Annotated in this window: 22 protein-coding genes; 8 read left to right on the forward strand and 14 right to left on the reverse strand. The window is 70.8% G+C overall.

Features of this window, described 5'->3' with window-relative positions; translation table 11 throughout:
• Positions 1-11 precede the first annotated feature (11 nt).
• A complete protein-coding gene (locus tag ACFU8V_RS02955; RefSeq protein ID WP_303709573.1) occupies positions 12-1,514 on the reverse strand; it encodes a hypothetical protein in 1,503 nt (500 codons plus the stop codon).
• Between the two features lie 120 nt (positions 1,515-1,634).
• Here ACFU8V_RS02955 and ACFU8V_RS02960 point away from each other — a divergent pair, with 120 nt between their 5' ends.
• From ACFU8V_RS02960 to mnhG, 6 genes are read left to right on the forward strand one after another with little or no spacing between them, the layout of a single operon-like run.
• A complete protein-coding gene (locus tag ACFU8V_RS02960; RefSeq protein WP_378868858.1) occupies positions 1,635-4,607 on the forward strand; it encodes a Na+/H+ antiporter subunit A in 2,973 nt (990 codons plus the stop codon).
• On the forward strand, positions 4,607-5,197 hold the full coding sequence (locus tag ACFU8V_RS02965) for a Na(+)/H(+) antiporter subunit C (RefSeq protein WP_025105193.1): 591 nt from the start codon (positions 4,607-4,609) through the stop codon (positions 5,195-5,197). The genes ACFU8V_RS02960 and ACFU8V_RS02965 overlap by 1 nt, the downstream gene beginning before the upstream one ends.
• On the forward strand, positions 5,194-6,747 hold the full coding sequence (locus tag ACFU8V_RS02970; protein WP_249521395.1) for a Na+/H+ antiporter subunit D: 1,554 nt from the start codon (positions 5,194-5,196) through the stop codon (positions 6,745-6,747). The genes ACFU8V_RS02965 and ACFU8V_RS02970 overlap by 4 nt, the downstream gene beginning before the upstream one ends.
• A complete protein-coding gene (locus ACFU8V_RS02975; protein WP_062637626.1) occupies positions 6,744-7,337 on the forward strand; it encodes a Na+/H+ antiporter subunit E in 594 nt (197 codons plus the stop codon). Before ACFU8V_RS02970 ends, ACFU8V_RS02975 begins: the two co-directional genes overlap by 4 nt.
• Positions 7,334-7,603: a monovalent cation/H+ antiporter complex subunit F gene (locus ACFU8V_RS02980; protein ID WP_025105196.1), complete on the forward strand. Its 270-nt coding sequence runs from the start codon at positions 7,334-7,336 to the stop codon at positions 7,601-7,603. Before ACFU8V_RS02975 ends, ACFU8V_RS02980 begins: the two co-directional genes overlap by 4 nt.
• A complete protein-coding gene (gene mnhG / locus ACFU8V_RS02985; RefSeq protein ID WP_025105197.1) occupies positions 7,600-7,989 on the forward strand; it encodes a monovalent cation/H(+) antiporter subunit G in 390 nt (129 codons plus the stop codon). Before ACFU8V_RS02980 ends, mnhG begins: the two co-directional genes overlap by 4 nt.
• Before the next feature lie 66 nt (positions 7,990-8,055).
• On the opposite strand, the gene ACFU8V_RS02990 is transcribed toward mnhG, so the two are convergent.
• The 5 genes from ACFU8V_RS02990 to ACFU8V_RS03010 form a co-directional block, all read right to left on the reverse strand.
• A complete protein-coding gene (locus ACFU8V_RS02990; protein WP_249521394.1) occupies positions 8,056-8,817 on the reverse strand; it encodes an alpha/beta fold hydrolase in 762 nt (253 codons plus the stop codon).
• A 35-nt stretch (positions 8,818-8,852) separates the two neighbouring features.
• Positions 8,853-11,495, reverse strand: coding sequence for a penicillin acylase family protein (locus tag ACFU8V_RS02995; protein ID WP_378868865.1), 2,643 nt, complete (start codon positions 11,493-11,495; stop codon positions 8,853-8,855).
• A 132-nt stretch (positions 11,496-11,627) separates the two neighbouring features.
• Positions 11,628-13,463, reverse strand: a complete 1,836-nt coding sequence (locus ACFU8V_RS03000; protein WP_085604231.1) for a YhgE/Pip family protein — start codon at positions 13,461-13,463, stop codon at positions 11,628-11,630.
• Complete coding sequence (locus ACFU8V_RS03005) at positions 13,460-14,221, reverse strand: hypothetical protein (RefSeq protein ID WP_194088849.1); 762 nt, start codon at positions 14,219-14,221, stop codon at positions 13,460-13,462. The genes ACFU8V_RS03000 and ACFU8V_RS03005 overlap by 4 nt, the downstream gene beginning before the upstream one ends.
• A complete protein-coding gene (locus ACFU8V_RS03010; protein ID WP_025105202.1) occupies positions 14,218-14,844 on the reverse strand; it encodes a TetR/AcrR family transcriptional regulator in 627 nt (208 codons plus the stop codon). The genes ACFU8V_RS03005 and ACFU8V_RS03010 overlap by 4 nt, the downstream gene beginning before the upstream one ends.
• A 201-nt stretch (positions 14,845-15,045) precedes the next feature.
• Between ACFU8V_RS03010 and ACFU8V_RS03015 the strand changes: the two genes are divergently transcribed.
• Positions 15,046-15,753, forward strand: a complete 708-nt coding sequence (locus tag ACFU8V_RS03015; protein WP_161973076.1) for a GntR family transcriptional regulator — start codon at positions 15,046-15,048, stop codon at positions 15,751-15,753.
• Between the two features lie 48 nt (positions 15,754-15,801).
• On the opposite strand, the gene argG is transcribed toward ACFU8V_RS03015, so the two are convergent.
• The 3 genes from argG to ACFU8V_RS03030 are packed head-to-tail and all read right to left on the reverse strand — an operon-like array spanning position 15,802 to position 17,923.
• Positions 15,802-17,247, reverse strand: a complete 1,446-nt coding sequence (gene argG, locus ACFU8V_RS03020; protein WP_025105204.1) for an argininosuccinate synthase — start codon at positions 17,245-17,247, stop codon at positions 15,802-15,804.
• Positions 17,248-17,289: 42 nt separating this feature from the next.
• Entirely contained in the window at positions 17,290-17,727 is a 438-nt protein-coding gene (locus ACFU8V_RS03025) for a PIN domain-containing protein (RefSeq protein WP_253247366.1), read from the reverse strand.
• Positions 17,690-17,923, reverse strand: coding sequence for an AbrB/MazE/SpoVT family DNA-binding domain-containing protein (locus ACFU8V_RS03030; protein WP_249521388.1), 234 nt, complete (start codon positions 17,921-17,923; stop codon positions 17,690-17,692). Before ACFU8V_RS03030 ends, ACFU8V_RS03025 begins: the two co-directional genes overlap by 38 nt.
• Before the next feature lie 79 nt (positions 17,924-18,002).
• On the opposite strand from ACFU8V_RS03030, the gene ACFU8V_RS03035 reads away from it, so the two are divergent.
• Complete coding sequence (locus tag ACFU8V_RS03035; RefSeq protein WP_085604240.1) at positions 18,003-18,710, forward strand: ZIP family metal transporter; 708 nt, start codon at positions 18,003-18,005, stop codon at positions 18,708-18,710.
• Positions 18,711-18,731: 21 nt separating this feature from the next.
• Here ACFU8V_RS03035 and ACFU8V_RS03040 read toward each other — a convergent pair whose 3' ends face one another.
• From ACFU8V_RS03040 to ACFU8V_RS03060, 5 genes are all read right to left on the reverse strand, one after another.
• The gene (locus ACFU8V_RS03040) at positions 18,732-19,139 is read right to left on the reverse strand and encodes a pyridoxamine 5'-phosphate oxidase family protein (RefSeq protein ID WP_025105208.1); all 408 of its coding nucleotides are present in this window, start codon (positions 19,137-19,139) and stop codon (positions 18,732-18,734) included.
• Between the two features lie 86 nt (positions 19,140-19,225).
• On the reverse strand, positions 19,226-19,924 hold the full coding sequence (locus tag ACFU8V_RS03045) for a phosphotransferase (RefSeq protein WP_315107066.1): 699 nt from the start codon (positions 19,922-19,924) through the stop codon (positions 19,226-19,228).
• A gap of 27 nt (positions 19,925-19,951) precedes the next feature.
• Positions 19,952-21,055 (reverse strand): DUF4064 domain-containing protein, encoded by a 1,104-nt coding sequence (locus ACFU8V_RS03050; protein ID WP_378868875.1) that lies wholly within the window; start codon positions 21,053-21,055, stop codon positions 19,952-19,954.
• The gene (locus tag ACFU8V_RS03055; RefSeq protein ID WP_126894406.1) at positions 21,049-21,798 is read right to left on the reverse strand and encodes a hypothetical protein; all 750 of its coding nucleotides are present in this window, start codon (positions 21,796-21,798) and stop codon (positions 21,049-21,051) included. The genes ACFU8V_RS03050 and ACFU8V_RS03055 overlap by 7 nt, the downstream gene beginning before the upstream one ends.
• A 132-nt stretch (positions 21,799-21,930) precedes the next feature.
• Positions 21,931-25,434 carry a PKD domain-containing protein gene (locus ACFU8V_RS03060; RefSeq protein WP_378868878.1) on the reverse strand — a complete coding sequence of 1,168 codons (3,504 nt, stop codon included), beginning with the start codon at positions 25,432-25,434 and terminating at the stop codon, positions 21,931-21,933.
• Positions 25,435-25,542: the final 108 nt, after the last annotated feature.

A 25,542-nucleotide genomic window follows, 5' to 3' on the forward strand; every position in this document is an offset into this window, starting at 1 on the left:
GCGCGCACCCGTCAGGAACGCGCCGGCCCGAGCGGAAGAGTCAGTGGCGCGTAGTCGAGGATGCGGTAGCGCCCGCACGCGACGACGGCCGTAGGCGCCGCGACGGTCGGCAGATTCCACGCCACCGTCTGCGAGTCCTCGATGAGGAACGACACCTCGCCCACCGCGAAGTCGCGGCGGTCCACCAGCCAGGCGTACCCGCGGAGCTCGTGATCGACCTGCACGAGCCGGGCCGGATCAGCCGCGTGCAGTTTCGGGAGCCGGACCGTCCAGAACTGTCCGGCGCCGGTGCGCCCCGACGAGTCCACCCAGTCCGTGACGCAGGCGAGGTCGGCGTCGGGAGCGCTCGTCGCCTGCACGATCCGCGGGACCGCCACGGCGCCACCGACGAGGAGGACGACGGCGACGCCGGCAGCGGCGACGCGGGTGCGCACGGAGGATCGCGAGCGGACGGACGGGAGGGCCACGAGGGCGAGGATGGGGGCGAAGACGAGCGGCTGCAGGTATCGCGCCGCGTGGGTTCCCGCCGCGATGCCGCCGACGAGCACGATGAGCGGGAGTGCCCAGGCGGCCGTGGCCACCAGGCGGTCACCGGCGTCCGACGCGTGAGCCGTCCGCAGGACCGCGAGCAGCGTCAGCGCCAGGACGGCGACCGTGCCGAGCACCCCGCCGGGGGGCGACAGCCGATCGATCGCGAGGTCGGCGTAGTACGCGGCGGAGTGGATCCATTCCGCGGGCTGGATGTAGCCCGCGCCGGAGTTCGCGATCCATGCCGAGAAGGGAATGCGAACGAGGAAGCCGAGGATGCTGCCCCCGACAAGCGAGGCGATCAGCGCGAGACCCCGGCGCCGGACCGCGAGAGTGGTGAGACAGAGGCCGCCCAGGACGAGGGAGAGCGGCACCGTGGCCCAAGCGGCGAACAGCGGATTGCTCAGGGTCGCCACCGTCGCGACCATCCCCAGAGACACGGGCAGTGCCGCACCCTTGCGGGGGCGATCGAGGAAACGCCGACACAGGCCGACGGCGAGCAACACGCCCACGACGGTCGCGGAGTAGTACGTGGTCGTCAGCATCAGCGATGCGAGTTCGAGCGCGTCGCGGGACGGCGAGGACTCCGTGACGATGAGGAGACAGAACACGGCGAGGGCGCCGACCGACCAGGCGACCGGTGCGCGACCCTCGACGCGCCGCCCGGCGACGAGCCGGATCGCCCCGTAGAGCGCGAGGACGTTGACCACCGCATTGACCGCCAGCACGCCGTTCACGTCGAACGGCAGCACGGCATCGAGGGCCGTGAACACCGCGATCTCGGGGAGGAAGAGCACGCTGGACAGCGCCCAGTCACCTCCGCCCCCGTCCAGGATCGATCGGCCGACGAGGGCAACGATCAGCGAGTCCCCGTCGTCGAACATCAGGATCGATCGGGGTGACGTCGCCAGGTGTCCCACGGCGAGGAGCGCCAGCGCCAGCGCGGCCGCCCACCCCGCCAGCTCGCGCCCCCAGACCCGCCGCATGCGACCACTCTGACACGCGATCTCGAAGCTCGCGGGGCCGACAGGCGCCTCGGCCCGGTAAACTGTACGGAGACCGCCCGCCTGAGCCACACGGCCGACGAGCCCCGAGGAGCCGCGTATATGCTGATGCTCCTCGCAGTGTTCCTTCTCGGGTCGCTCTTGATGCCCGTCCTGGTGCGCTGGCTGGGAGCTCAGGCTTTCGCCGTCGCCGCCCTCGTCCCGGCCGCCGCGTTCGTGCACGCGCTCGTGCTCACGCCGCAGGTGCTCGACGGTCCCGTGCCGTTCGTCTCCGTGCCGTGGATCCCGCAGCTCGGACTGAACCTGTCCATGAACATGGACGTCCTCGGGTGGGTTCTCACGCTCATCGTCACGGGCGTCGGCGCGCTCGTGCTCCTCTACTGCCGCTGGTACTTCCACGACGAGGCCGCCGGCATCGGGCAGTTCGCGGGCGTCCTCCTCGCGTTCGCGGGGGCGATGTACGGTCTGGTCCTCACCGACGACCTCGTGATGCTCGTGATGTTCTGGGAGGCCACGAGCATCCTCTCCTACCTCCTCATCGGTCACTACCGCCGCCGTGCCGCCAGCCGACGCGCCGCGCTGCAGGCGCTCCTCGTGACCACCCTGGGCGGACTGGTGATGTTCGTCGGCGTCGTGCTGCTCGTCGTCGACACCGGGACGTCGAGCATCCGGGAGATCCTCGCCATCGCGCCGACCGGCCCGATCGTCGATGCGGCGATCGTCATGCTCCTGATCGGCGCCATCAGCAAGTCGGCGCTGTTCCCCTTCCACTTCTGGCTTCCCGGCGCCATGGCGGCCCCGACCCCGGTCAGCGCCTACCTGCACGCCGCGGCCATGGTGAAGGCCGGCATCTACCTCATCGCCCGTTTCGCGCCCATCTTCGCCTTCAGCCCGACGTGGCGGCCGATCGTGCTCACGCTCGGCATCCTCACCATGCTGCTCGGCGGCATCCAGGCGCTGCGGGAGACCGACCTCAAGCGCGTGCTCGCGTTCGGCACCGTGAGCCAGCTCGGCTTCTTCGCGGTCGTCGTCGGCTACGGCACGCAGGCGGCGGCGCTCGCCGGCATCGCCCTCGTGATCGGGCACGCGCTGTTCAAGTCGGCGCTGTTCCTCATCGTCGGCGTGATCGACCGGCAGCTGTCCACCCGTGACGTGACGGAGCTCTCCGGCGTCGGCCGCCAGGCACCGGTCATGGCCACGGCCGCGTTCATCGCCGTGGCGTCGATGGCCGGTGTGGCCCCGACCATCGGGTTCGTGGCGAAGGAATCGACGCTCACGGCGCTCCTGGACGACGCCCTCGGCGGCTCGGTGTGGGGCCTCGTCGCCCTGATCGGCGTCGCTCTCGGATCCATGCTCACTGCGGCATATGGCGTCCGCTTCCTCTGGGGGGCGTTCTGGATCAAGCGCGATGCCGAGGGACAGCGGCAGCCGGACACGGTCTGGCCCGACCCCCCGGTGGGTTTCCTCTCCGCGCCGATCATCCTCGCCGGAGTGACGCTCGCCGCGGGTATCGGCGCCCCGGCCCTCGACGTCGCCCTCCAGCCGTATGCGCTGACCGCGACCCCGGGACTGGACCACGAGGGGGAAGCCGTCGAGGGACCTGGTCACCTCGCCCTCTGGCACGGCCTCGAGCCCGCTCTCGGCATCTCGATCCTGTCGATCCTGCTCGGCATCGGACTCTTCCTGCTCACGCGCCGGACCGGGTGGGACCGCCGCCCCCGCCTGCTGCCGTTCACGGCCGCCGACGCCTATTACGTGGTGATGCGCGGCATCGACCGGCTCTCGGTGCTGAGCACGACGCTCACCCAGCGGGGCTCGCTGCCCGTCTACGTGGGGACGATCTTCGTCGTCTTCGTCGCCGCCGAGGTCACCGCGCTCGTGGCGAGCGACATCGACCGCTATCAGCTCTCGCTCTGGCACACGCCGGCCCAGCTCGCCGTCGCGCCGATCATGGCCGTCGCCGGCGTCGTGGCGGTGCGGGCCCGCAAGCGCTACACCGGCGTCGTGCTCGCCTCGGTCACCGGCCTGGGCATGGTCGTGCTCTTCGCCACCAGCGGGGCACCGGACCTCGCGCTCACCCAGATCCTCGTCGAGACGGTGACGATGGTGACCTTCGCGCTCGTCCTGCGCCGACTGCCGGCGCGCATGGGCGAGCACAACGCCTCCGTGAGCCGCATCCCGCGCGCTCTCCTCGGCATCGGCGTCGGCCTCACCATGGCGTTCGTGGCCGTCGTCGCGACCCAGTCCCGCGTGGCCGACCCGATCTCGGCGATCTTCCCGGAGATCGCGTACGAGATCGGCCACGGCAAGAACGTCGTGAACGTGGCGCTCGTCGACCTCCGCGGCTGGGACACGATGGGCGAGCTCTCCGTGCTCGTGCTGGCCGCGACCGGTGTCGCATCACTCGTGTTCGTCACGCACCGCGCCGATCTCCTCGCCGCCACGAAGACACTGCCCCGCTCGGTGCGGAAGTCCGCGCGCAGTCGGCCACTCGTGGAGACTACGGACGGCGTGCGCTTCCAGACCGCGGAGAACCGCTCGGCGCCGCGCGCCTGGCTCGTCGGTGGCCAGAAGATGAAGCCCGAGAACCGGTCGATCCTGCTCGAGGTCATCGTCCGCATCCTGTTCCACACGATCATCGTCGTGTCGATCTTCCTGCTCTTCGCCGGGCACAACCTCCCCGGCGGCGGCTTCGCGGGCGGGCTCGTCGCCGGCATGGCGCTCGTCATGCGCTACATCGCTGGAGGGCGCTGGGAGCTGGGCGCTGCGGCGCCGACCGATGCCGGTCGCCTCCTCGGCACGGGTCTGATCCTCGCCGTGGGCACCGCGGTCGTGCCGCTGTTCTTCGGCCTCGCGCCGCTCACCAGCACCTTCTGGGAGTGGGAGATCCCCGGCATCGGGCACATGGAGTTCGTCACCTCGACCATCTTCGACATCGGCGTGTACCTCGTCGTGATCGGACTCGTCCTCGACGTGCTCCGCAGCCTCGGTGCGGAGGTCGACCGGCAGGCGGCGCTCCGCCCCGGCGAGAGCACCGCCGTCGACTTCTCCTCGCGGACCGGGGGGAACGGCTGATGGACGTCTCGCTCGCCCTCATCGCGATCATGGCCGTGCTCTTCGCGTGCGGCGTGTACGCGATGCTGGAGCGCAGCCTCACCCGCGTCCTCATCGGCTTCCTCCTGCTCGGCAACGCCACGAACCTGCTGCTGCTCATCGTCATGGGCGTGCCGGGCAACGCGCCGTTCTTCGGCACCGAGGGCGACCTGAGCGACCCGCTGCCGCAGGCCCTGACGCTCACCGCCATCGTCATCACGTTCGCGGTCTCCGCGTTCCTGCTCGCGCTCATCTACCGGTCGTGGCAGCTCGGCCAGGCGGACACGGTCGAGGACGACGAGGCCGACATCGCGCTGCGCGAGCGCACCGACGCCGACGAAGACCTCATGGACGACGAGTCCGAGTCGGGCGACGACGACGCCACCACCGACTTCGTGGGCGTGCAGACCGCTCCGATCACCGTCCTGCACATGCGCGACAACCCGGCGATCCACGATGACGCGCCGTACGACGCGCCCTTCGTCCCCGAGCCGGAGCCCGAACCCGATGGCGCCGCCGACGGCGCTGCAGACCGGGACGACGACACGACAGACGGGGAGGGCAGGCCATGACCACGCTCGTCCCGCTCCTCGTCGCCCTGCCGCTCCTCGGTGCGGCGATCACCCTGGTCTTCGGTCGCAATGCGCGCCTGCAGGTGTTCGTCACCGTCGCGACACTCGCGGTCGTGTCCGTCATCGCGGCGGTGCTGCTCGTCGTCGTCGACGCGGGCTCCCCGCTGGCGGTCTCGGTGGGCGGGTGGCCGGTGCCGTTCGGGATCGTCCTCTACGTCGACCGTCTCGCCGCGCTCCTGGTGCTCGTCTCCAGCGTGGTGCTGCTCGCGGTCCTCCTCTTCTCCATCGGTCAGGGCGTGGCCGACGGGGCGGACGAGACCCCGATCTCGATCTTCAACCCCTCGTACCTGATCCTCGCCGCCGGCATCTTCAACGCCTTCATCGCCGGTGACCTGTTCAACCTGTACGTCGGATTCGAGATCCTCCTCGTGGCCTCGTACGTGCTCATCACCCTGGGCAGCACGGAGTCGCGCATCCGCACCGGCGCGGTCTACATCGTCGTCTCGCTCGTGTCGTCGATCCTGTTCCTCGCGTCGATCGCGATGATCTACGGCGCCCTCGGCACGGTCAACATGGCGCAGATCGCCGAGCGGATGGCGGAGCTGCCGCAGGACACGCAGCTCGTGCTGCACCTCATGCTCGTGGTCGCCTTCGGGATCAAGGCCGCGATCTTCCCCGTGTCGTTCTGGCTGCCCGACTCCTACCCGACGGCCCCCGCGCCCGTCACGGCCGTGTTCGCCGGACTGCTGACCAAGGTCGGCGTGTACGCGCTGATCCGGACGGAGACGCAGCTCTTCGCCTCGAACAGCATCGACACGCTGCTGCTCATCATCGCGCTGGCGACGATGATCGTCGGGGTCCTCGGCGCCGTCGCGCAGGCCGAGCTCAAACGGATCCTGTCGTTCACGCTCGTCAGCCACGTCGGCTACATGATCTTCGGTCTCGCGATCGCGACCCCGGCGGCGATCGGCGCGACCGTGTACTACATCGTCCACCACATCGTCGTGCAGACCACCCTGTTCCTCGCGGTGGGACTCATCGAACGTCGGGCCGGCAGCACCTCCATCCTCCGGGTCAAGGGTCTGCTCAAGATCGCTCCCGTGATCGCCCTGCTGTACTTCATCCCCGCGATCAACCTCGGTGGTCTGCCGCCGTTCTCCGGGTTCATCGGCAAGTTCGCCCTGTTCGAAGCGGCCGCGTCCGTCGGCACCCCGCTCATGATCGTGCTCATCTTCGGCGGCATCATCACGTCGCTGCTCACCCTCTACGCGCTCATGCGCGCCTGGAACCTCGCGTTCTGGCGTGAGGAGGAGGACTCGACCGAGACCGAGGGGCGCATCTCGTACCTCACCGGAGCCCCCGCCGCGGATGAGCAGCAGGAGCGCCGGCACATCCCCAAGATCATGACCGTGGCCACCGCCGGGATGGTCACCGTCACGGTGGCCCTGACGATCTTCGCCGGACCGCTGTACGCTCTGTGCGACCGTATCGGGGCGGGCCTGCTGCAGCCGGTCAACCTCGTTCAGCTGGAAGACGAGGTGGAGGGATGAGCCCCGAGACCAAGAGCGTCTGGCGGGACATCGGCATGCAGCTGCCGTTCCTCGCCTGGCTGATCGTGCTGTGGATGCTGCTGTGGGCCCAGTTCACGGTGCTCTCCTTCCTCACGGGGCTCGTGGTGGCGATCTTCGTGACGCGGGTGTTCCGCCTGCCCACGGTCGAGCTCTCCGGGCGCATCAACCTCTGGTACGGCGCGCTGTTCGTCGTGCAGTTCCTCTTCGCGATCCTCCGTGGCGCGCTCTCGGTGACCGTGCAGGTGTTCGACTTCCGCCGTCAGCCCGGCACCGCCATCATCGCGGTGCCGCTCCGCTATGCCGACGACCTCGTCATGACGCACGTCGCCGTGGTGTCGTCGCTTATCCCGGGCTCCCTGGTGGTCGAGGCCGATCGCGACCGCGGGATCCTCTACCTGCACGTGATCGGCGTGCGCAGCCGGGAGGACGTCGAGAAGCAGCGGCAGGGCGTGCTCGGCTGGGAGAAGCGCATCGTCCGGGCGCTCGGCAATCCGACCCAGTACCGGGCGCTCAAGGCCGACGAACGTGCCGGCCGCATCGACCCCGCGACGATCGGCGGTGCCCGATGAACACCCTGCTCCTCATCATCCTCGCCGTGTTCGGTGTGGCCGCGATCCTCGCCGTCATCCGCATCGTGCGTGGTCCGTCGATCCTCGACCGTGCCGTCGCCGCCGACGTGCTGCTGACCGAGGTCATGTGCGTGCTCGGCGCCGAGATGGCCATCAACGGCCACACCCGCAACATCCCCGTGCTCCTCATCATCGCGGCGGTCGGTGTGTTCGGATCGATCGCGGTCGCCCGGTTCGTCGCGAGAAGGGACAACACGACACCATGAACGTGTTCGGTCTGATGATCCCTGACGCCGTCGTCGACGTGGCGGTGCTCGTGCTCATCCTGCTCGGGGCGATCCTCTGCCTCTCCGCCTCCGTGGGGCTCCTGCACTTCCGCGACGTGCCCACGCGACTGCACGCCGCGACGAAGCCGCAGGTGCTCGGGCTGCTGCTGATCTGCGTGGCGATCGCGCTGTCGCAGCGGTCCGTCGGCGGTGTGCTGTTCGGCCTCGTGCTCGTCGCCCCCGTGGTGCTCATGCAGTTCGCGACCGCACCCCTGTCCGCGCACATGGTGGGCCGGCAGGCGTACCGCAACGGCACGATCGAGCAGCGCGGTCTCGTCGTCGACGAGCTCGCCGAGTCGAAGCAGACCCCTCCCGCCGCCGGCTGACCGTTTCGAGTCGCGCACTGTGCTCCATTTCGGCCGCAGATGCCGCACAGTGAGCGATTCGAAGGGCTAGGTGCGGGCGGCGAAGGCCTCGATGAGGCGGGCGGCGGGCTCGGAATCGCTGATGAGGGTGCCGTGTCCGTGGTCCGGGATGACGGCGAGCTCCGCCCCCGGGATGGCGTCGAGGATGTCCTGGCACCAGCTCATCGGGGCCAGCGGGTCGTCCTCGCCGCGCAGCACCAGCACCGGGCAGGCGATACGCACGAACGCCTTCTCCGGCTGATGCACGATGGTCGCCCGCATCTTGCGGATCAGGTGCGGGCCGCCGCGGAGGTACTCGCGGGCACCGCGCCAGATCACGAGGGGGCGCTCGCCCAGGAGGTCCTGGAGGAGGTAGCGGGCCTGGGCGCCGATGTTCCGTTCGGCCTTGTCGACGGTCGGGCCCGCCAGCACGACCCCGGCCACGAGGGACGGATGCCGGGCGGCGAGTTCCGCCGCGATCTGACTGCCCATGGAGTGCCCGATCACCACGACGGGATCCGCGTCGACATGCCGGAGATAGGCGGCCACCAGGTCCGCGTGCCGCTGCATCGTCAGCGTCCGCGTGGGCTCCGGGGCCTCGCCGAAGCCGGGGAGGTCGAGCGCGATCACCCGCCCCTGCAGCCGCTGGGTGAGGTCGAGGTAGACGCTGCGGCCCATGCCGATGCCGTGCAGCAGCAGATAGGTGGGCGGGCCGTCGCCGAAGGTCTCGGCGATCAGGGTCGCACCGCCGTGCTCGAACTCGAGGAGGGTGGCCGGCGTCCCCTTCGGGGCGAGGTAGCTGGTGGGCATCTGTCCACGCTAGCCGAGCACCCTCCACCCGCCTCTCAGCCGGCGGGCGTGAGTGTCAGGGTGTCGACCGAGGCCGCCTTCACGGCCTTCGGCGTGAACGCCCAGCGACGCTGGACCCCCGTCGACCAGTCCTTCGTCTGATCGACGTAGTGCGCGTGGAACGCGTGACCGGAGGCGCCGGTGAGGTGGATCCAGGTCGAGTCGTCGAAGTCGGCGAGGTCGACGACCATGCGCATGGAGGGGACGGTGGTGGTGGCGTACGAGACGCCGAGCTGCCACCCCGTCGCATCGACCACGGAGGCCCCGCCGCCCACCGGATAGGGCCCACGGTTGAAGAGGGCCTCGATCGGGGCGATGCCGGAGGAGCCGAACGTGTCGCTCGTGAGGGTGAGGGCGTGCAGGTCGCCCCAGTTCCAGCGCGCCACGTCCGTGCCCTGGATCCCGGACAGCTCGTCGTACGCCTCCTCGGCCGACAGCGCGAGCATCTCGTCCCGGCCGTCGACATCGAGCTCGGGGTTGCTCCACAGCGGGTCGTCCGGGTCCTCCAGCATCGCGCCGACGACGGTGAACAGGCGGCCCTGGCCGTCGATCGGGAGAGGCTGCTCCCGCTCGGCGAAGATGTTCTGCACGAGGTTCGACCACAGCACGTTCGCGTACGCGGCCCCGGCGGACGACGCGCTGTTCTGCCCGTCCCACCCGCGCAGCAGCTCGACCGCGCGCTGCGGACCCGCTCCCTCGACCTCGACGTCGGCCATCGCGACCACGAGCTGCGTGCCGATCCACATCTCGCCGTCCATCTGGATCTCGCGCATGTCGTCGGCCGTCAGTGGCCCGGCGGCGGCCCGGCGCTCGATGAGATGCGCGATGCGGGCGGCGCGGTAGCCCTGGTCCCAGTCCCGCGAGAGGAAGTGCTCGTAGTCGTCGGTGACGATGGCGTTGTTGGCCGTGACGATGTATCCGGAGCGGGGGTTGTAGGACACCGGCAGCTCCTCGAACGGGATGTACCCGGTCCAGTCGTAGCTGCTGTCCCATCCGGGCTGCGGCATCCAGCCGTCGCCGGCCCCGCGGATCGGCAGGCGGCCGGGGGTCTGGTAGCCGATGTTGCCGTCGACGTCGGCGTAGATGAGGTTCTGCGCCGGCACGTCGAACAGGGAGGCCGCGCGGCGGAAGTCCTCGAAGTCCTGGGCGGTCGACAGCGCGAAGATCGCCGTCGCCGTGGTGCCGGGGTCGAGCGCCGTCCACCGCAGGCTCACGGCGTACTCGGCATCGTCGGACCCGGGGGCGTCGGGCACGGTGCCCTCCGCTGTGAGCCCGGGCGTCGGGTCGTCCGCGATCGCGGTGAAGTCGTCCGTGAGGCCGGAGATGATCGGTCCGTGCACGGTGGAGCGGATGGTGAGCTCGATGTCGTCCCCGCCGGCGACCTCGATGGTCTCCGTGCTCTCCTCCAGCGGCACGAGTTCGCCGTCGCGCCAGTAGGAGTCGCCCTCGATGCGCTCGACGTACAGGTCGGTGACATCGGTGGTGAGGTTGGTGAAGCCCCAGGCCACGCGCTGGTTGTGGCCGATGACGATGCCGGGCAGTCCGGAGAAGGAGAACCCGCCGACGTCGAACGGGCAGTCCTCGTCCACCGTCGAGCACTTGAGCTGCACCTGGTACCAGACCGACGGGAGCGAGGCGCCGAGGTGCGGGTCGTTGGCGAGCAGCGGCATCCCGGACTCGGTGAGGTCACCGGAGACCACCCAGGAGTTGGAGCCGATGCCCTCGCCGACGTCGCCGACGAGCATGCTCGCCGCTTCGATGACGGAGGACGTCTCCTCCCACTCCACCGTGGTGAGCGCCTGCTGCGCCTCGCCGTCGCCCTGAGGCGTGGGGAAGGCCGCAGGCTCGGCGCCGGGCTCCAGCGGCGGGACGGTGGAGATGGTGGGCACGATCACCGGGTTCCGGTCGAAGGGGTAGTCCGGGTAGAGCGTGCCGAGCAGGGCCTCCACGTCGGCGTCCGGGTCGTCGGCGAGCTGCCCGGCGAGCAGTGCGCGCTCGGTCTCGTCCTCGACGTTGGTGCGGAGATCCCAGGCCATCGCCTTCAGCCACGCCACCGAGTCCGCCGGCTCCCACGGCTCCGGCTCGTAGTCGGGGTTCTGCAGTCCGAGGACCGCGTACTCGAGCGACAGCTCCGCGCCCGAACGCGAGGACAGGTAGGCGTTGACGCCGGCCGCGTAGGCCTCGTAGTAGCCGCGGGTGACGTCGTCCATCGCCTCGACCTCGGCCTCGGCGGTGGTGCGCCAGCCCAGGGTGCGCAGGAACGCGTCGGTGCCGGCCTGGGAGGCGCCGAACAGCTCGGCGACCCGCCCGGAGGTGACGTGGCGGCGGAAGTCCATCTCGAAGAACCGGTCCTGCGCGTGCACGAAGCCCTCGGCGAAGAAGAGGTCGTCCGAGGAGTCGGCGGTGATCGTAGGCACCCCGCTGGCGTCGCGCTGCACGGTGACCTCCGCCTTCAGGCCGTCGAGCGTCGTGGTGCCGGAGGTCTGCGGGAAGGAGCGCTGGATCGTCCACGTCACGAAGAACGCGGCGGCGACGGCCACGATCACGATGGCGGCGACCACGAGGAACGCGATGCGTCCGATGCGGGCACCCAGGGAGGGGCGCGGGGGAACGGCGGACGCCGGCGAATCGGTCATCATCGTCGAGAACTCTTTCGGGTAGCCAGGTGGGACTCAGTCCCACCGAGCCCCAGTACGCGTTTCACGGGTACGCGCTCTCGCATCATAGCCGTCCCGCGCTCGCCGCGGGACGGACCGCGGCGAGCGGGAGGCTCAGCCGATGAGGCTGGGCTGCAGATCCCGCAGCGTGCGGCGATGCGTCATGCGGGTCACCCCGATCATCGCCAGCAGCAGCGCCCCCGCCAGCCAGGCGCCCAGCACCGCCAGATCCCAGCCGGCCCGGGCGTAGTCGCCGCCGTACATGAGCTGGCGCATGGCATCGACGACGTAGCCGAGGGGCAGCACGTGATGCAGTGCGGCGAGGGGAGCGGGCAGGGTCTGCCACGGGAACGTCCCGCCCGCGGTGACGAGCTGGAGCACCATGAGGACGAGCCCGAGGAACTGCCCCACGGAGCCGAGCCAGACGTTGAGGGCGAGGATGATCGCGGCGAACGTGGCCGAGGCGAACATCATCACCCCGAGGGTGCCCAGCGGATGATCGAACGTGAAGCCGAGTGTCAGCGCCAGGATGCCCATCAGCCCGAGCATCTGCACCGCGCCGAGCATCGCCGGCGTCAGCCAGCCCGCGAGCGTGATCCGGATCGGGGAGTGCAGCGCCGTGACGGCGCGGCGGGAGATCGGCTTCACGATGAGGAACAGCGCATAGATGCCGATCCACGCGGAGAGGGCGGCGAAGAACGGGGCGAGGCCCGCGCCGTAGTCCTCGGCGGAGGCGACCTTGTCGCTGGAGACCTTCACCGGGTCGGCGATCGTGTCGGCCTGCAGTGAGCGCAGGTCGGGGGTGGAGGCGGGGATGGCCTGCACGCCGTCGGCGAGGCCGTCCCGCAGCTCCGCGGTCCCGGAGGACAGGGTCTGCAGACCGTCGCGGAGCTGGGCCGCGCCCGCGTTCGCCGCGGCCGCGCCCGTCGCGAGGGTGCCGGCGCCGCCGGCGAGATCACTCGCCCCCGCGGCCAGCGAGGCGGAACCGGCGGCGAGCTGATCGACCTTGCCGACCGCGTCCTGCACCTGGGCGTTGCCCTCCTCGATCCGGGTGCCGAGAGGATCCAGGCGCGCGAGCACCGCGTCGATCTCCTCAGGCGCGAGTCCCTGCTCGGTGAGGACGTCGGTGATGTCCGCGCGCACCTGCGGCAGCGCATTCGTCGCCTCCTGCACTGCGGCTCCGGCCCGGTCGGCGACGTCGGCGAGTTGGCGGTTGCCGGCACTCACCTGCTGGGCGCCGTCGGCGAGGGTCTGCGCCCCGGAGGCGAGCTGCGCGGAGCCCTCGGCGAGCTGCGCTGTGCCGTCGGCGAGCGACGTGCTGCCGGAGGCCGCGGTGCTCGCGCCGTCGGCGAGCTGCGTGGCGCCGTCCGTCGCGGAGACCAGGTTGTCGCGCACGTCGCTGAGCCCGGTCAGCAGTCTCTCCGCGGCCTCGCTGCCGACCATCTCGGCGACGGAGCTGCGGATCTTCTCCACGGCCTGCGAGCCCATCGACGAGGCGAGGTAGTTGTTCGCGTCGTTCGTCTCCAGCTCGATCCGGGCCTGGTGCGGGTCGTCGCCCGCCGCGGAGGTGAGGGCGGCGGAGAAGTCGGCCGGGATCGTCACGGTGAAGTCGACCACGCCGTGGCGCAGGGCGTCGGCGGCCTCGTCCTCGGTCATGCGCTGCCAGTCGAAGGCGTTGCCCTCGATGAGGTTCTCCGCCACGTCCTCGCCGTAGTTGACGGTCTCGTCGGTCGCCGGCTCGGTACCGGTCGTGGGGGCGGGAGCGCCCTCGTCGTCGACCACGAGGGCCACGGGGACCTCGGAGAACTTGGCATACGGATCCTGGTTCGCCCAGAGGTAGAGGCCGCCGTAGAGGATCGGCACGCAGATCAGGGCCACGAGGGCGAGGATGCCCATCCGGCTCGCGGTCAGGCGGCGGAGCTCGGCGGCGATCATGGCGGGAACCTTCATCGCGCTTCTCCTTCCTCGTCGGTCGTGGGTTCGCCCTGGTCTGGGGCGTCATCGTCGGTCGCGGATTCGTCCGCCGCCACGCTCTCCTCCGGCGCGTCCGCCGCGGGTTCCGGACGTTCGAGCACCAGGGGCTCGATCGGTCCGGACGCGTTGATCGCATCGAACTCGTGCATCCGCTCGAGGGCGACGGCGGCGGAACCGCCGACGATCACGAGCATCGCGTACCCGCGGTCCGCGAACTCGGCCGCGATGCGCCACCATCCGTCCGGGCTGCCGCCGTGACGATCCGGGGCGACGAGGACGATGCCCTCGACGCCCTCGCGGAGCACCGCGAGCTCGCACAGGATGCGCACGCGCGCGGCCGGGTCGACCGAGCCGATGGGGACGGAGGCGAGCTCCTGGTACCCCACCCGGCCGAGCCAGCGCCGGGCGTGGAGCGGGGTCGCGCCGCGTCCGGCGAACATCAGCTCCTCGCCCACCACCCCGGCGACGGTGATGTCCGGGTGCGGGTCGCTCACGTCCGGGGCGTCCACGAGCGCGATGCGGCGGCGCAGCTCCTTCGGGCTCGCCGCCGCATCGATCGTGACGCGGCCCGTGTCCGGACGCATCCGCCCGCTCGCGATGAGGCCGAGCACGGTCGGCCGCTGCTCGGTCTCCGCGAGGGCGTAGCGGACGGCGCCGGAGTGGAACTCGAGACTCATGGACGGAAGCGCCTGGCCGGCGCGGCCCTTGCTGACCTCGTGCAAAGTGATCCTCATGCGCGGACCTCCTGGTCCTCGGCGGTGATGTCCTGGTGAGTGGAGAGCAGCTCGTCGGCCTCGCGCCAGGAGAGCCCCGCGATGCTGAGCACGGCCCGGACGGCGACGTCGCCCGCGCCGCGGCTCTGCGCGTCGGTGCGGGAGACGACGGTGCGCGCCATCTCCTCGATCAGTCGGGCGAGCGTCGGGGCGGCGAGGTCCGTGCGGAAGCTGCCGTCCTCCTGTCCCCGTCGTACGAGGGCGGCGACGCTCCGGCGCAACGGCGCAAGGGCCGCCGCGGTGTGCTCGACGTGCGCCTCGTCGAGGGCGAGCGCGGCGGCGACCTGGATGTGCCCCGCCTCCTCCCAGAGCCGGGCGGCCAGTCGGGCGAGAGCGAGGCGGGCGTCGGGGTCGTCGATCGAGGCGGCGATGGCGTTGAAGCGCTGGGCGCCGGTGGAGACGAGTTCGCGGATCAGGGCGTCCCGATCCTCGAAGTGCCCGTAGAGGGTGCGGCGGGACAGGCCGGCGGTGCGGGCGATCGCATCGAGGGAGGCGTGCGGGTCGGTGGCAAGGGCGCTGCGAGCCGCGGACAGGATGCCGGCGCGGTTCTCCGCAGCGTCGCGACGAAGGGCGCGAGTGGTCATCCCTTCATGGTAATAACGTGCACAGCTCTGTGCAAGATAACTCAGCAACCTCGCAGCGTTCCGGCCGTGCGGGAGGACGCGGAGGTTCCTCCGGGCCGCGCCGTGTTATGTTACGCGTCGCGCTTCGGCGCATCTCAGCGGAGAGACCGGTCCGGACCGGAACTCCGGCGGGATCGGTCCAGGGAACGGCGGGGGGACGCCATGATCGAGAAGAAGGATGATGTGCGCGCGGGGAGTGCGACATCGGTGGCAGGGGATCGGCACCGCAGTCTGCAGGACAGGCTGACGGACGCGATCGTCTCGGGGGCGCTCGCGCCGGGGACACGGCTGGACGAGCGAGACCTCGCTGTCGCACTCGACGCCCGGCCGGCCGAGGTGCTCCGCGCCCTCGACCGCCTCGCCGCGGTCGGGCTCGTCGCGGTGCGCCGCGATGGCACGCGGTGGGTGACCGCGCTCGACGGAGACCGGGCGCGTGACGTGGTGGCCTTGTTCGGCGACGTCTGGATCGGCTCCGTCCGGCGCACGATGACGGTGCTCCACGCCGACGACCTCGCCTACCTGGACGAGCTCGTCGACGATGTGGCCCTGGCTGTCCGGTGGCGGGACGGAGCCGCGTTCGGCGGAGGCCTGCGTGCTCTCGCCGTGGCCTTCGCCCGGATCGAGGGCAACACGGAGCGTGCCGAGCTGGTCGGGAACCTTGGCACGCTTCTCGCGTGCGTCGCCCGTCGCGCGGGAAGTGTCTTCGACTGGACGGATGTGCGCGCCGCGGTCGCACGGATCGCCGTCGTGCTCCCGGGACGAGACGCCGCGGCGATGCGCGCCGCCCTCATGACGCTGTTCGATGACGTGCTGCCGGGGATCGTCGACCGCGCGGTGGCACCGACGCGTCCGCTCGCCGCCGCGTCCTGATCGCGGCCCCAGGAAGGGGCGCCCGGTGAGCCGCGGCGCCCCGTGCGCTCAGTCGGTGCCGGAGTCGAAGGCCGCGCGCTCGGAAGCGGTGTCGACCGCGTCCGCGAGATTCTCGTCGGCCTCCGAGATCGAGCCGTGCACCGATTCGGTGATCTCGGCCGACTCGCCCGCGGTCACCCGTCCGACGAGCTCGCCCGTCGCGCCGCCGACGAGGCCGAGGCCCGCATACTGCTCCAGGCGGGCGCGGGAGTCGGCGATGTCGAGGTTGCGCATCGTGAGCTGGCCGATCCGGTCCACCGGGCCGAACGCGGCGTCGCCGACGCGCTCCATCGACAGCTTCTCCGGCCCGTACGACAGGTTCGGCGAGACGGTGTCGAGGATCGTCCAGTCGTCGCCGCGGCGCAGGCGGATCGTCACGGTGCCCGAGATCGTCGAGCCGACCCAGCGCTGGATGGACTCGCGGAGCATGAGCGACTGCGGCTCGAGCCAGCGGCCCTCGTACATGAGGCGACCGAGGCGGCGACCCTGCTCGTGGTAGGTGGCGAGGGTGTCCTCGTTGAGGATGCCGTTGACGAGGCGCTCGTACGCGATGAAGAGCAGCGCCATGGCCGGAGCCTCGTAGATGCCGCGCGACTTCGCCTCGATGATGCGGTTCTCGATCTGGTCGCTCATGCCCAGGCCGTGGCGCCCGCCGATCGCGTTCGCCTCCTGAACCAGGGCCACCGGGTCGCTGAACTCGACGCCGTTGATCGCGACCGGACGGCCGCCCTCGAACGTCACCGAGACGTCCTCGGTCTCGATGGCGACGGACGGGTCCCAGAACTTCACGCCCATGATCGGGTCGACGGTCTCCAGCGACACGTCGAGGTGCTCGAGCGTCTTCGCCTCGTGGGTCGCGCCCCAGATGTTCGCATCCGTCGAGTACGCCTTCTCGGCCGAGTCGCGGTACGGGAAGCCGTGCGCGACCAGCCATTCGCTCATCTCCTGGCGACCGCCGAGCTCCGTGACGAAGTCCGCGTCGAGCCAGGGCTTGTAGATGCGCAGGCGGGGGTTGGCGAGGAGGCCGTAGCGGTAGAACCGCTCGATGTCGTTGCCCTTGTAGGTCGAGCCGTCGCCCCAGATGTCGACGCCGTCCTCGCGCATCGCACGCACGAGCAGGGTGCCGGTGACCGCGCGACCGAGCGGCGTGGTGTTGAAGTAGGTCTTGCCGCCGGAGCGGATGTGGAAGGCGCCGCAGGAGAGCGCGACGAAGCCCTCCTCGACGAGCGCCGTCTTGCAGTCGATGAGGCGCGAGGCCTCGGCGCCGTACTCCAGCGCGCGCCCGGGGATCGAGGCGATGTCGTCCTCGTCGTACTGTCCGAGGTCACCCGTGTAGGTGAAGGGGACGGCGCCCTTGTCGCGCATCCAGGCGACGGCGACGGAGGTGTCGAGTCCTCCGGAGAAGGCGATGCCGACGCGCTCGCCGACGGGCAGGGACTGGAGGACCTTGGACATGGCTCCCAGTCTATCGGCGGCGGCGTGTCGTCCCGTCTCGCCTCAGACGAGCCGCGTCATGACGCCGAGCACCGCATAGGTGCCCAGCGCGCGGCGATCGCACGTGACGAGCGGGACGCCGGCATCCCGTGCGGCGAGGCCGACGAGGCCGTCATAGACCGCCCCGCCGGAGATCCCCGCATCGGCGAGAACATCGACGGCGGTGAGCGCGGTGTGCCCCGCGAGTGACGCCGAACGGGGAAAGGCGGTGCGGATGGCGAGCGCCGCGGCCGAGGGGGTCAGTCGATCGGGGGGCGGCAGGCGGGTCAGGACGGAGTACGTCTCTGCCGAGGCGTGTCCGGCGAGACCGAGGGCCGCACCGGCGCAGAAGGTCTGCACCGCGCCGTGCGCCGTGTGGTCTTCCACGAGAAGAGCGACCGCCGCACTCGTGTCGAGGACGAAGTCAGCGCTGGTCGGCAAGGCGGAGCTCGCGAACGTCATCAGGTGTGAGGGTGGTGCCGGAAGAGCGGACGACGAGGCGGCCGTCTTTCTCGACGAGGTTGTCGGGGGCCTCGATCTCGATCCGGATGCCGTTGCCGTCGAGGACGAGGTCCACCGGCCCGGGAACCAATCCGACACGCTCGCGGAGTGCGGCAGGGATCACGATTCGTCCTGCCTTGTCCATGGTTGCCTTCATGCCGAGAGAATACCATTCGGGTGGGTGGCACGAGTCTCAGCTGCGGGAAGTGAGAGAGTGGGCGCACGGGAGGTCGGACATGGGTGGAGCGATTCTGTGGGGAGCCGTCGCGGCGGCTCCGCTGTTCGTCGGCGCGGTGCTCGCGATGCTGCGCAGCTGGCCGCCGCGGTGGCTGGGCATCGTGCTGGGTTTCGGCGCCGGAGCGCTGATGGCCTCCATCGCCTTCGAGCTGTGGGAGGAGGGGCTCGACCGGGGTGGTCCGATCCCGCTCGTCACCGGCGTCGCCCTCGGAGCCCTCAGCTACTACATCGCCGCCCGCATCCTCGACGCCAGGGCCGCGAGGAAGAAGGGCGAGGCCGGGGGAGGCCAGCTCGCGGTGGGCGCCCTCCTCGACGGGATCCCGGAGCAGCTCGTCCTCGGCATCGGTCTCGCCTCGGGGGAGCCGGTGAGCATCGCGCTCGTCGTCGCCATCCTCGTCTCGAACCTCCCGGAGTCCATCGGCTCCGCCGCCGACCTGCTCGACGGCGGCATGCGACGGTCCAGAGTGCTGCTGCTGTGGGCCGGCGTCGCCGTGGTCTGCGCGCTGGCGACGGTCGCCGGCTTCGCGCTGGCCAGCGTGACCGGCGAGGTCTTCCGTTCGGGGGCGAGCGGTTTCGCCGCGGGCGCCCTGCTCGTCATGCTGGTGGACTCGATGGTCCCGGAGGCGCAGTCGAAGGCGAAGGAGTCCACGGGGCTGGCGACCGTCCTCGGATTCGCGCTCGCCGCCGGTCTCGCCTTCGCGTCCTGAGCGGAACGCGCGCTCGGCGGCTCAGACGCCGCCCGTGCGGGCGTCGCGGCGGACGCTGCGTCCGGTGATGCGCTCGATGCGGAACGACAGCGGGAGGTCGCGGTCGTCTCCGGCCCACGGATGCACCCGCGCCGCCGCCCCGGCCGCGTCCTCCTCGGGTACCTGCGACAGGACACCGTGCATCAGCACGCTCCAGCCCAGGCCGCCGATCGGATCGTGGTAGTCGACCTCGAACGACACCTCGGCCGACTCGCGGGAGAGGGCCGCCAGGTGGCCATCCGGAGATGTGCGCAGGAGCAGCTCGTGCCCCGAGACGACGAAGTTCACCGGATGGATCTGCACCAGGCCCTCGTCGACGAATCCGATGCGGCCCACCGTGGTGGTCGCCAGCAACTCGTAGGACTGCTGCTCGTCGAGTTCGTGGATCATGCGGACGCTCCCTCCCCCTGTGCCGCCAGTGTAGCCACGGCGCGTCGGATCATCGAGGGCGTCCGACCGGAATCACCCGGTGAGCGTCAGTCCGACCACCGCTCCAGCTCGGCGGTGAGCGCAGCGAGGTACGCGGGAGGGCCGGCCTCCGCGAACCACAGCCACAGCTCCGCGGCGTGCACCGGGTACCACGCGCGGACCCGGGCGGGATCGGCGCCGTAGCCGTCGATGAGCGCCCGCTCCGACCGCGGATCCTTCCGGGCGGCTCCCCACGCGGCTCGCGCCAGCTCCCGCAGCGGATCGCCACGGTGGGACGCCTCCCAGTCGACGATCCCGGAGATGCGGCCGTGCTGCGCGAGCAGGTTGCCGTCGGTCCAGTCGCCGTGGCAGAAGACGGTCCCAGACGACGGCGGGATGCGCAGCGGGAGGGGAGGCGCACCGGCGGCGCGATACCGCTCGATGATCATGGCGTCGTCGGGTGCCGGAAGAAGGTCGTCGGGTGGGTCGAGCCGATGCAGGGCGCGGAGCAGCGGTGCCGACGAACCGAGGCCCAGGATCCGGGCGTCGGCGGCGGCGTCGTCGAGGCGGGTGCCGGGGAGCGCCGTCATGAGGATCGCCCCCGGCCGCTCCTCGACCACCTCGGGCACCGGGAGCGCGGAGCCGACGAGTCCGCGGAGGGCCCGCAGCTCGTTGTCGTGCCGTGCCGGATCGGCGAGGCGCTTCTCGACCAGCCGGCGTCCGCCGTGCTCGACGAGCCGCACCGCGCCGACCGCTCCCTGCCTCATCCCGTCATCCTCGCACCGGGCGGGTGGTCACTCGAAGCCGGGATAGTCCTGCAGCCGCTCCTCGAACTCCGCGCGGTCGGCCTCGCTCAGCACCTTGCCGGCGATGACCACGAGCTGGAGCCCCTCGACCGGCTCGCCGGTGCGCGCACTCTGCGCCTCTCGCGAGGTGCGGAAGCCGCCGTCGGCATCGTTCGACAGGTCATAGATGTTCGCGTAGAAGCGCAGCGGGTCGGGGTAGTTCTCCGTGTAGTACTCCCACGTCGTCTGCGTGCGCGGGTCGTCACTGCCGTAGAGCTTGGCGATCATGGACGGGTCGATTCCGGAGTTCGCCGGGTCGTTGAAGGAGTACAGGTTCCACAGGCCGTGCGCGGCCACCACCTCGTCGATCGCGGCCATCACCTCGAGCTTGCGCGCGTAGCCCTGCACGGGCTGCTCGGTCGCCCAGGCCGCCGAGGTGTACTCCGACAGCATCGACTCACCCCCGTACCCGTTCCGCTCCGGTCGCACGTCCTCCTCGCCGACCTGGACCCAGGTGAACCCGAAGTCGGCGCTGAGCCGCTCGCGGATGTCGGCGAAGAGAGCCTCGGCCTCGGCGCGCACCTCCTCCATGGACTGCTGGGTGAGCGCTTCCTGCGGGGCCGTGCCCTTGATCCCGGGGTAGGCCTCCGCATGCCGCTGCTCCGCGGTCTTCACGCCTTCGTAGTTGCCGGACGCCGAGGTGCGCAGTGCGCTGAGCGCCCCGACGGTTGCGACGTTGAACAGGATGGTGAGGACGAGCGCGATGATCCCGAGCCGCCGTCCGCCCGGCGTGAAGAGCGCGGCCACGATGACGGCGAGCACCACGAGCTGCAGCGTGATCATCGTCACGCCGTAGAGCAGGTCCGTGCCGCCGACCACGAGCGTGCCGAACAGGATCAGGACGAAGAGGATCGCGGCGACCAGCGCGATCCAGCCCAGGGCATTCGCCGAGGGCTTCTTCTCCTCGGGCGGCAGCGGGGAGAGGGCGGGCGGCGTGGGACCCACCTGCTGCTGCCGCCGGGCGCCGCGATAGCCTCCGGGCGGCGGGACCGGCGGGGCGCCCTCGGTGCCGCCCACATACCGGGCGCGCTGTCGCTCGTGATCGCTCACCATGGCTTGTCCGCCCCGGTGCCGCCGGGCTCATCGCCCTGCTGCTGATCGCGTTCCTGCGTCCCCTGCTCGAGCTTGTCCTGAAGATCCTGCAGCTTGTCCTCCGACGGCTGCGGCTCCTCCTGCTCGTCCTGCGGCTCCTGCGGCTGCTGTTGCTGCTCCTGTTCCTGCTGCTTCTGCTTGAGGCGGTCCTCGGTGCTGTCGAGAGTGTCCGTCATGTCGCGCTCGGGATCGGGCGACTGCTGCTGCGCCTCCTCGCTGTGGCACTCCTCCGGGGTCTCGACGGTGATCGTCAGCGCCTCGCCGTAGAGGGCGGTCGCCCCGGCACCGTCGCCCTCGGCCCTGGCGGCATCGCCCATCCGCTCGACCACGAGGGCGAGATTGATCCGGACCGGGCAGACCTCGAGCCCGGTGGCGAGATCCAGGGCACGCTCCAGTTCTGCGCGGGAGGCGGGGAGTTCATCGGCCCCGGCCAGTGCGGTGCCGATGTTGTACGGCGCCTTGAACGGCTCGAACCAGTTCAGGACGTCCTGTCCTCGCGCCGAGGACTCGGAACCCGCGAAGTCGTCGACGACGTAGGCGGTGATGGCCTGATGGGCGAACGCGTACATGCTGAGCAGCTTGCCGACGAAGAGCAGCGCGGCGAGGGTGAGCGGGATCGTCCCGATCGCGACCCAGCGGCGGATGAGCCGGCGACGGCGGTTCGAGCGGAGGAGGTCTGTGGCGGCCTCGTCCCGGGCAGGCATCACGACGCACCTCCTCCCCTGTCGTCGGCGTCTGAACATCCTATCCGCGACGATCGGGCGCGACGGGTACGGCGAAACGACGGACGCCGACCCCGGCTGATCGAGGTCGGCGTCCGTCGCGCGCGCGGTCGGTTACTGCGCAGCCTTGACGCGGAACGTGTCGAAGGCCACGCCGAGCGGCGCGGTCGCGCTCGCGGAGCGGCTGCCGCTCAGCCCCACGCCACCCGCCGGCAGCGGGGCGGTGTCGGTCGCTCGGAGCTGCCAGTCGGCGGGCTCCGCGGCATCGCTCGCCCAGAGCTTCGCGACGAGGGAGACCTTGTCCGTCCCCGTCACGGCCGCCTTGAGGGTGTACGCGGTGCCCGGGGTGACCGTGACGCCGTTCAGAGTCCGGGTCGCGAGGACGGTGCCGTCGCGGTGCGCCACGAGCCAGACCGTGCCGTCGGGGCGGAGCCAGGCGCGCACGAGATACCGGCCGGCGGACGAGTCCCGGGCGATGACCCCGATGTAGGAGCCTCCCGTGCTCGACGGCTGATCGACGCGGAAGGTCGTCTCCAGCGCCGGGTTCGGCACCGACGGGGCGTTCAGCGTGGCGTGGCGGGTGTCTCCCGCGGCCAGCTTCAGCTGCCCCGAGCCGTCGGCGACGCTGGTCGCGGCGGCGGATCCGCCGGCGATCTTCCAGGCGCCGCCGGCGAGGGCTTCGCCCCAGCCGGGACCGGCCGTGCGGTCGAACTCGTCGCTCGCGAGCGGCGCGGGCTCCGCCACCACGGCTTCCCGGGTGGTCGTCGCCGAGCCCCCGACGTCGTCCGTCACGGTGAGGGTGACCGTCCGCGTGCCGGCGGTCGCGTAGGTGTGCGTCGCCGACGCGCCTTCGCCGGTCGTGCCATCACCCCAGTCCCAGCGGTAGCTGCGGACGGCGCCGTCGGCGTCCGTCGATGCCGACGCGTCGGCCGACACCGTCAGCCCCGAGGTCGAGAGCGTGAACGAAGCCGTGGGCAGCGCGTTGGCGCCCTGGACGACGACCGGTTTCGTGACCGATCCCATGAGGCTCTGGCTGTCGGTGATCGTGAGCGTGACCGCGTACGTGCCGGGCTTCGCGTACGTGTGCGTCGGCGTCTTGCCGGTACCGGTGGAGCCGTCACCGAAGTCCCAGCGGTAGCTCGAGATCGTGGCGGATCCTGGGGGCACGGAGGTGCTCGCATCGAACGCGACGTCGAGCCCGGTAGCGGTGGCCGTGTACGCGGCGACCGGGGCGATGGAGCCCGTGCCGACGGCGTAGTGGGTCTTGACCTGGGCGGCGCTCAGTCCGTACGGGTACACCGCGAACTCGTCGACGGCGCCGGTCAGAGAGACCGACTTCGGGATGTTCGGCCAGTTGGCGAGCTTGCCGCTGCCGATCTTCCAGAAGCCCTGGTAGTCCTGACCCTTGGTCACACCGGTGATCTGATCGTTCAGCTGCCCGTCGACGAAGAGCTTCATCCCTTCGGGACTCACGGATGCCACCACGTGGTGCCACCGGTTGTCGTTGTAGGCGGCCTTGGTCGTGATGACCTTCGTGCTGCCGTCGTAGACCCCGAAGTTGAGGCGGCCGTCGTTCGACAGGTAGACGTTCCGATCGTGGTTCCTCGAGAAGCCCGCTGCCGAGCTCTCGAAGTCGAAGAGCAGTCCGCCGCTGGTCGTCGATGTCTGGAACCACATCTCGGCCGAGTACGCCCCGGGCGCCGGCAGCTTGGTGGTGGTGTCGACGCGGCCCGTCTCGGTGCCGTCGAGCGCCGTGGCGCCCGCGACTCCCTTCGGGATTCCCGACGACTGCGGCTTCGTTCCCGCGCGGAGGATCGGGTTGTTCGTGCCCGCGACGTCCTGGGCGACGGTTCCCAGCGGGTAGTACAACTGCGGCTTGTCGGCGAGCACCGCGTCGGAGTACGGCGGAGTGGTCCCCGCCACGGTGACGGTCGCCGACGCGCTCGTGACGGTGTTGCCGTCGCCGTCCGTCGCCGTGAACGCGTACGTCTGCTGCGAGCCGACCGGGGCCGTCGTGTCCTCGAAGGTGACGGCGGGCAGGTTCCACCAGGTGGAGTCCACCTTCGTGGTGAGCAGCGGAGCGGGCGAACCGGCGCGGCGGAGCTCGTAGGTCAGCGTCAGGTCGTCCCGGTCCCAGTTGGCCGGGATCGAGACCTTCACGTGGCCGGGTACGAGCGAGGTCGCGGTCGGTTCCCACTTGTTTCCGGAGAGGCGGGGTCCGTCCTTCGGGCCGCCGGGAGGAGTCGTCGAGAATCGCACGAGTCCTTCGAACTGTCCGTTGTTGACCGAGCGGAACTCGCCGCCGATGGAGATCATGTTCCCGGTGCCGGTGATGGAGAGGCCGGCCTGACCCAGACCGGTCGTCACGCCGACCGCCCAGTCCGGAGACCACGCGTACGGCGACGGCGCCGGAGTGCCGCCCCAGTCCTTGCGGCCCGGTGCCGCGGGCTGGGGAGCAAGCGTCCCCCTGGCGTCGGCGGTGTAGGCCTCGGAGTAGCGGTGGATGCGAGGAGCCTGCTCCGGGTGGAGGCCGAGGGTCACGCAGGTGTGGGTGTGGCTGGTGGTGTAGACGACCTTGCCGGTGGAGTAGACGCCGTAGTGGTCGCCGATGCAGTCCGCGATCCAGCGCACCTTGCCGGTGCCGGCCTCGGCGGCGAAGGTGCCCTCGAGGCTGCCCGTCGCGGCGTCGGCGAAGCCCCACCCGGTGCCGTACACGCCGGTGGCATCGGCCGCGAGACCGAACGTCCCGGCCTTGCCGGCGTAGATGCCGGAGCCGGCGCCGTTCTTGACCGTCTTCGCCAGCTCCCACTCGGTGTTGAGGGCGCCCGTGGTCTTGTCGACGGAGGCGCTGCCGCGCATCTCGGTGTTGCCGTTGACCTGGGAGAAGCGTCCGCCCACGATCGTGTCCGCGCCGGCAGGGTCCATGACCATGGCATCGACCTGGAGGTCGGTCTGCGGGGCCCACGGACGGAGGGCGCCGTTGGTGGTGTCGAAGGCGGCCAGGTTCTTCCGCGGCGTGCCGTTGGCCTGGGTGAACAGGCCGCCCGCGTAGACCGTCGTGCCCGACGTCGCCAGCGCGTAGACGCCGGATCCGCCGATGGAAGGCACGAAGCCCGGGACGAGCTCGCCGGTCTTCGCGTCGATCGCGGCGATGTTCCAGCGGTCCTTGCCGTTCACCTTGTTGAAGGAGCCGCCGATGTAGATGCGGGTGCCGTCGGGCGAAGCGGCGACGGCTTTGATCACGCCGTTGACCTGCGGAGCGAACGGCAGGAGCGCGCCCGTGTCGATGTCGTAGGCGAGCACGTTCGCGCGCGCCGTCAGCGCGGTCCCCGGTGCCGCCTTCGGCTCGCGGGCGTTGTCGAACTTGCCGACCGCGTACACGGTCGAGCCGATCGTCGTCTGCGCCCAGACGTACCCGTTGTCGATCTGCACGGTCGGGATCGGATCGGATGTGACGACGTTCTCATCCCGCTGCAGCAGCGGAGGCAGTCCGCCCGGATCGTCGGCCGCCGCGGCGGCACCGCCGCCGAGGGCGACCAGCCCCGCGGTGACCATCACCCCCACGATCACCCCGGCCACGCCCGTGCGTGCGCGCTTCCAGACAGCACTGTTCCCCATGTGTGTTCCCCAGTCATTCGATGGCCGACCCCACGTCGGCACGTCATCGTCGGACGATCGACCGCGAGAGCTCCCCCAGAGATGCTCAGACCGCGGCGGTTCATTCCG

The organism is Microbacterium sp. NPDC057658 (genome assembly GCF_042799975.1).
Taxonomy (GTDB): Bacteria; Actinomycetota; Actinomycetes; order Actinomycetales; family Microbacteriaceae; genus Microbacterium.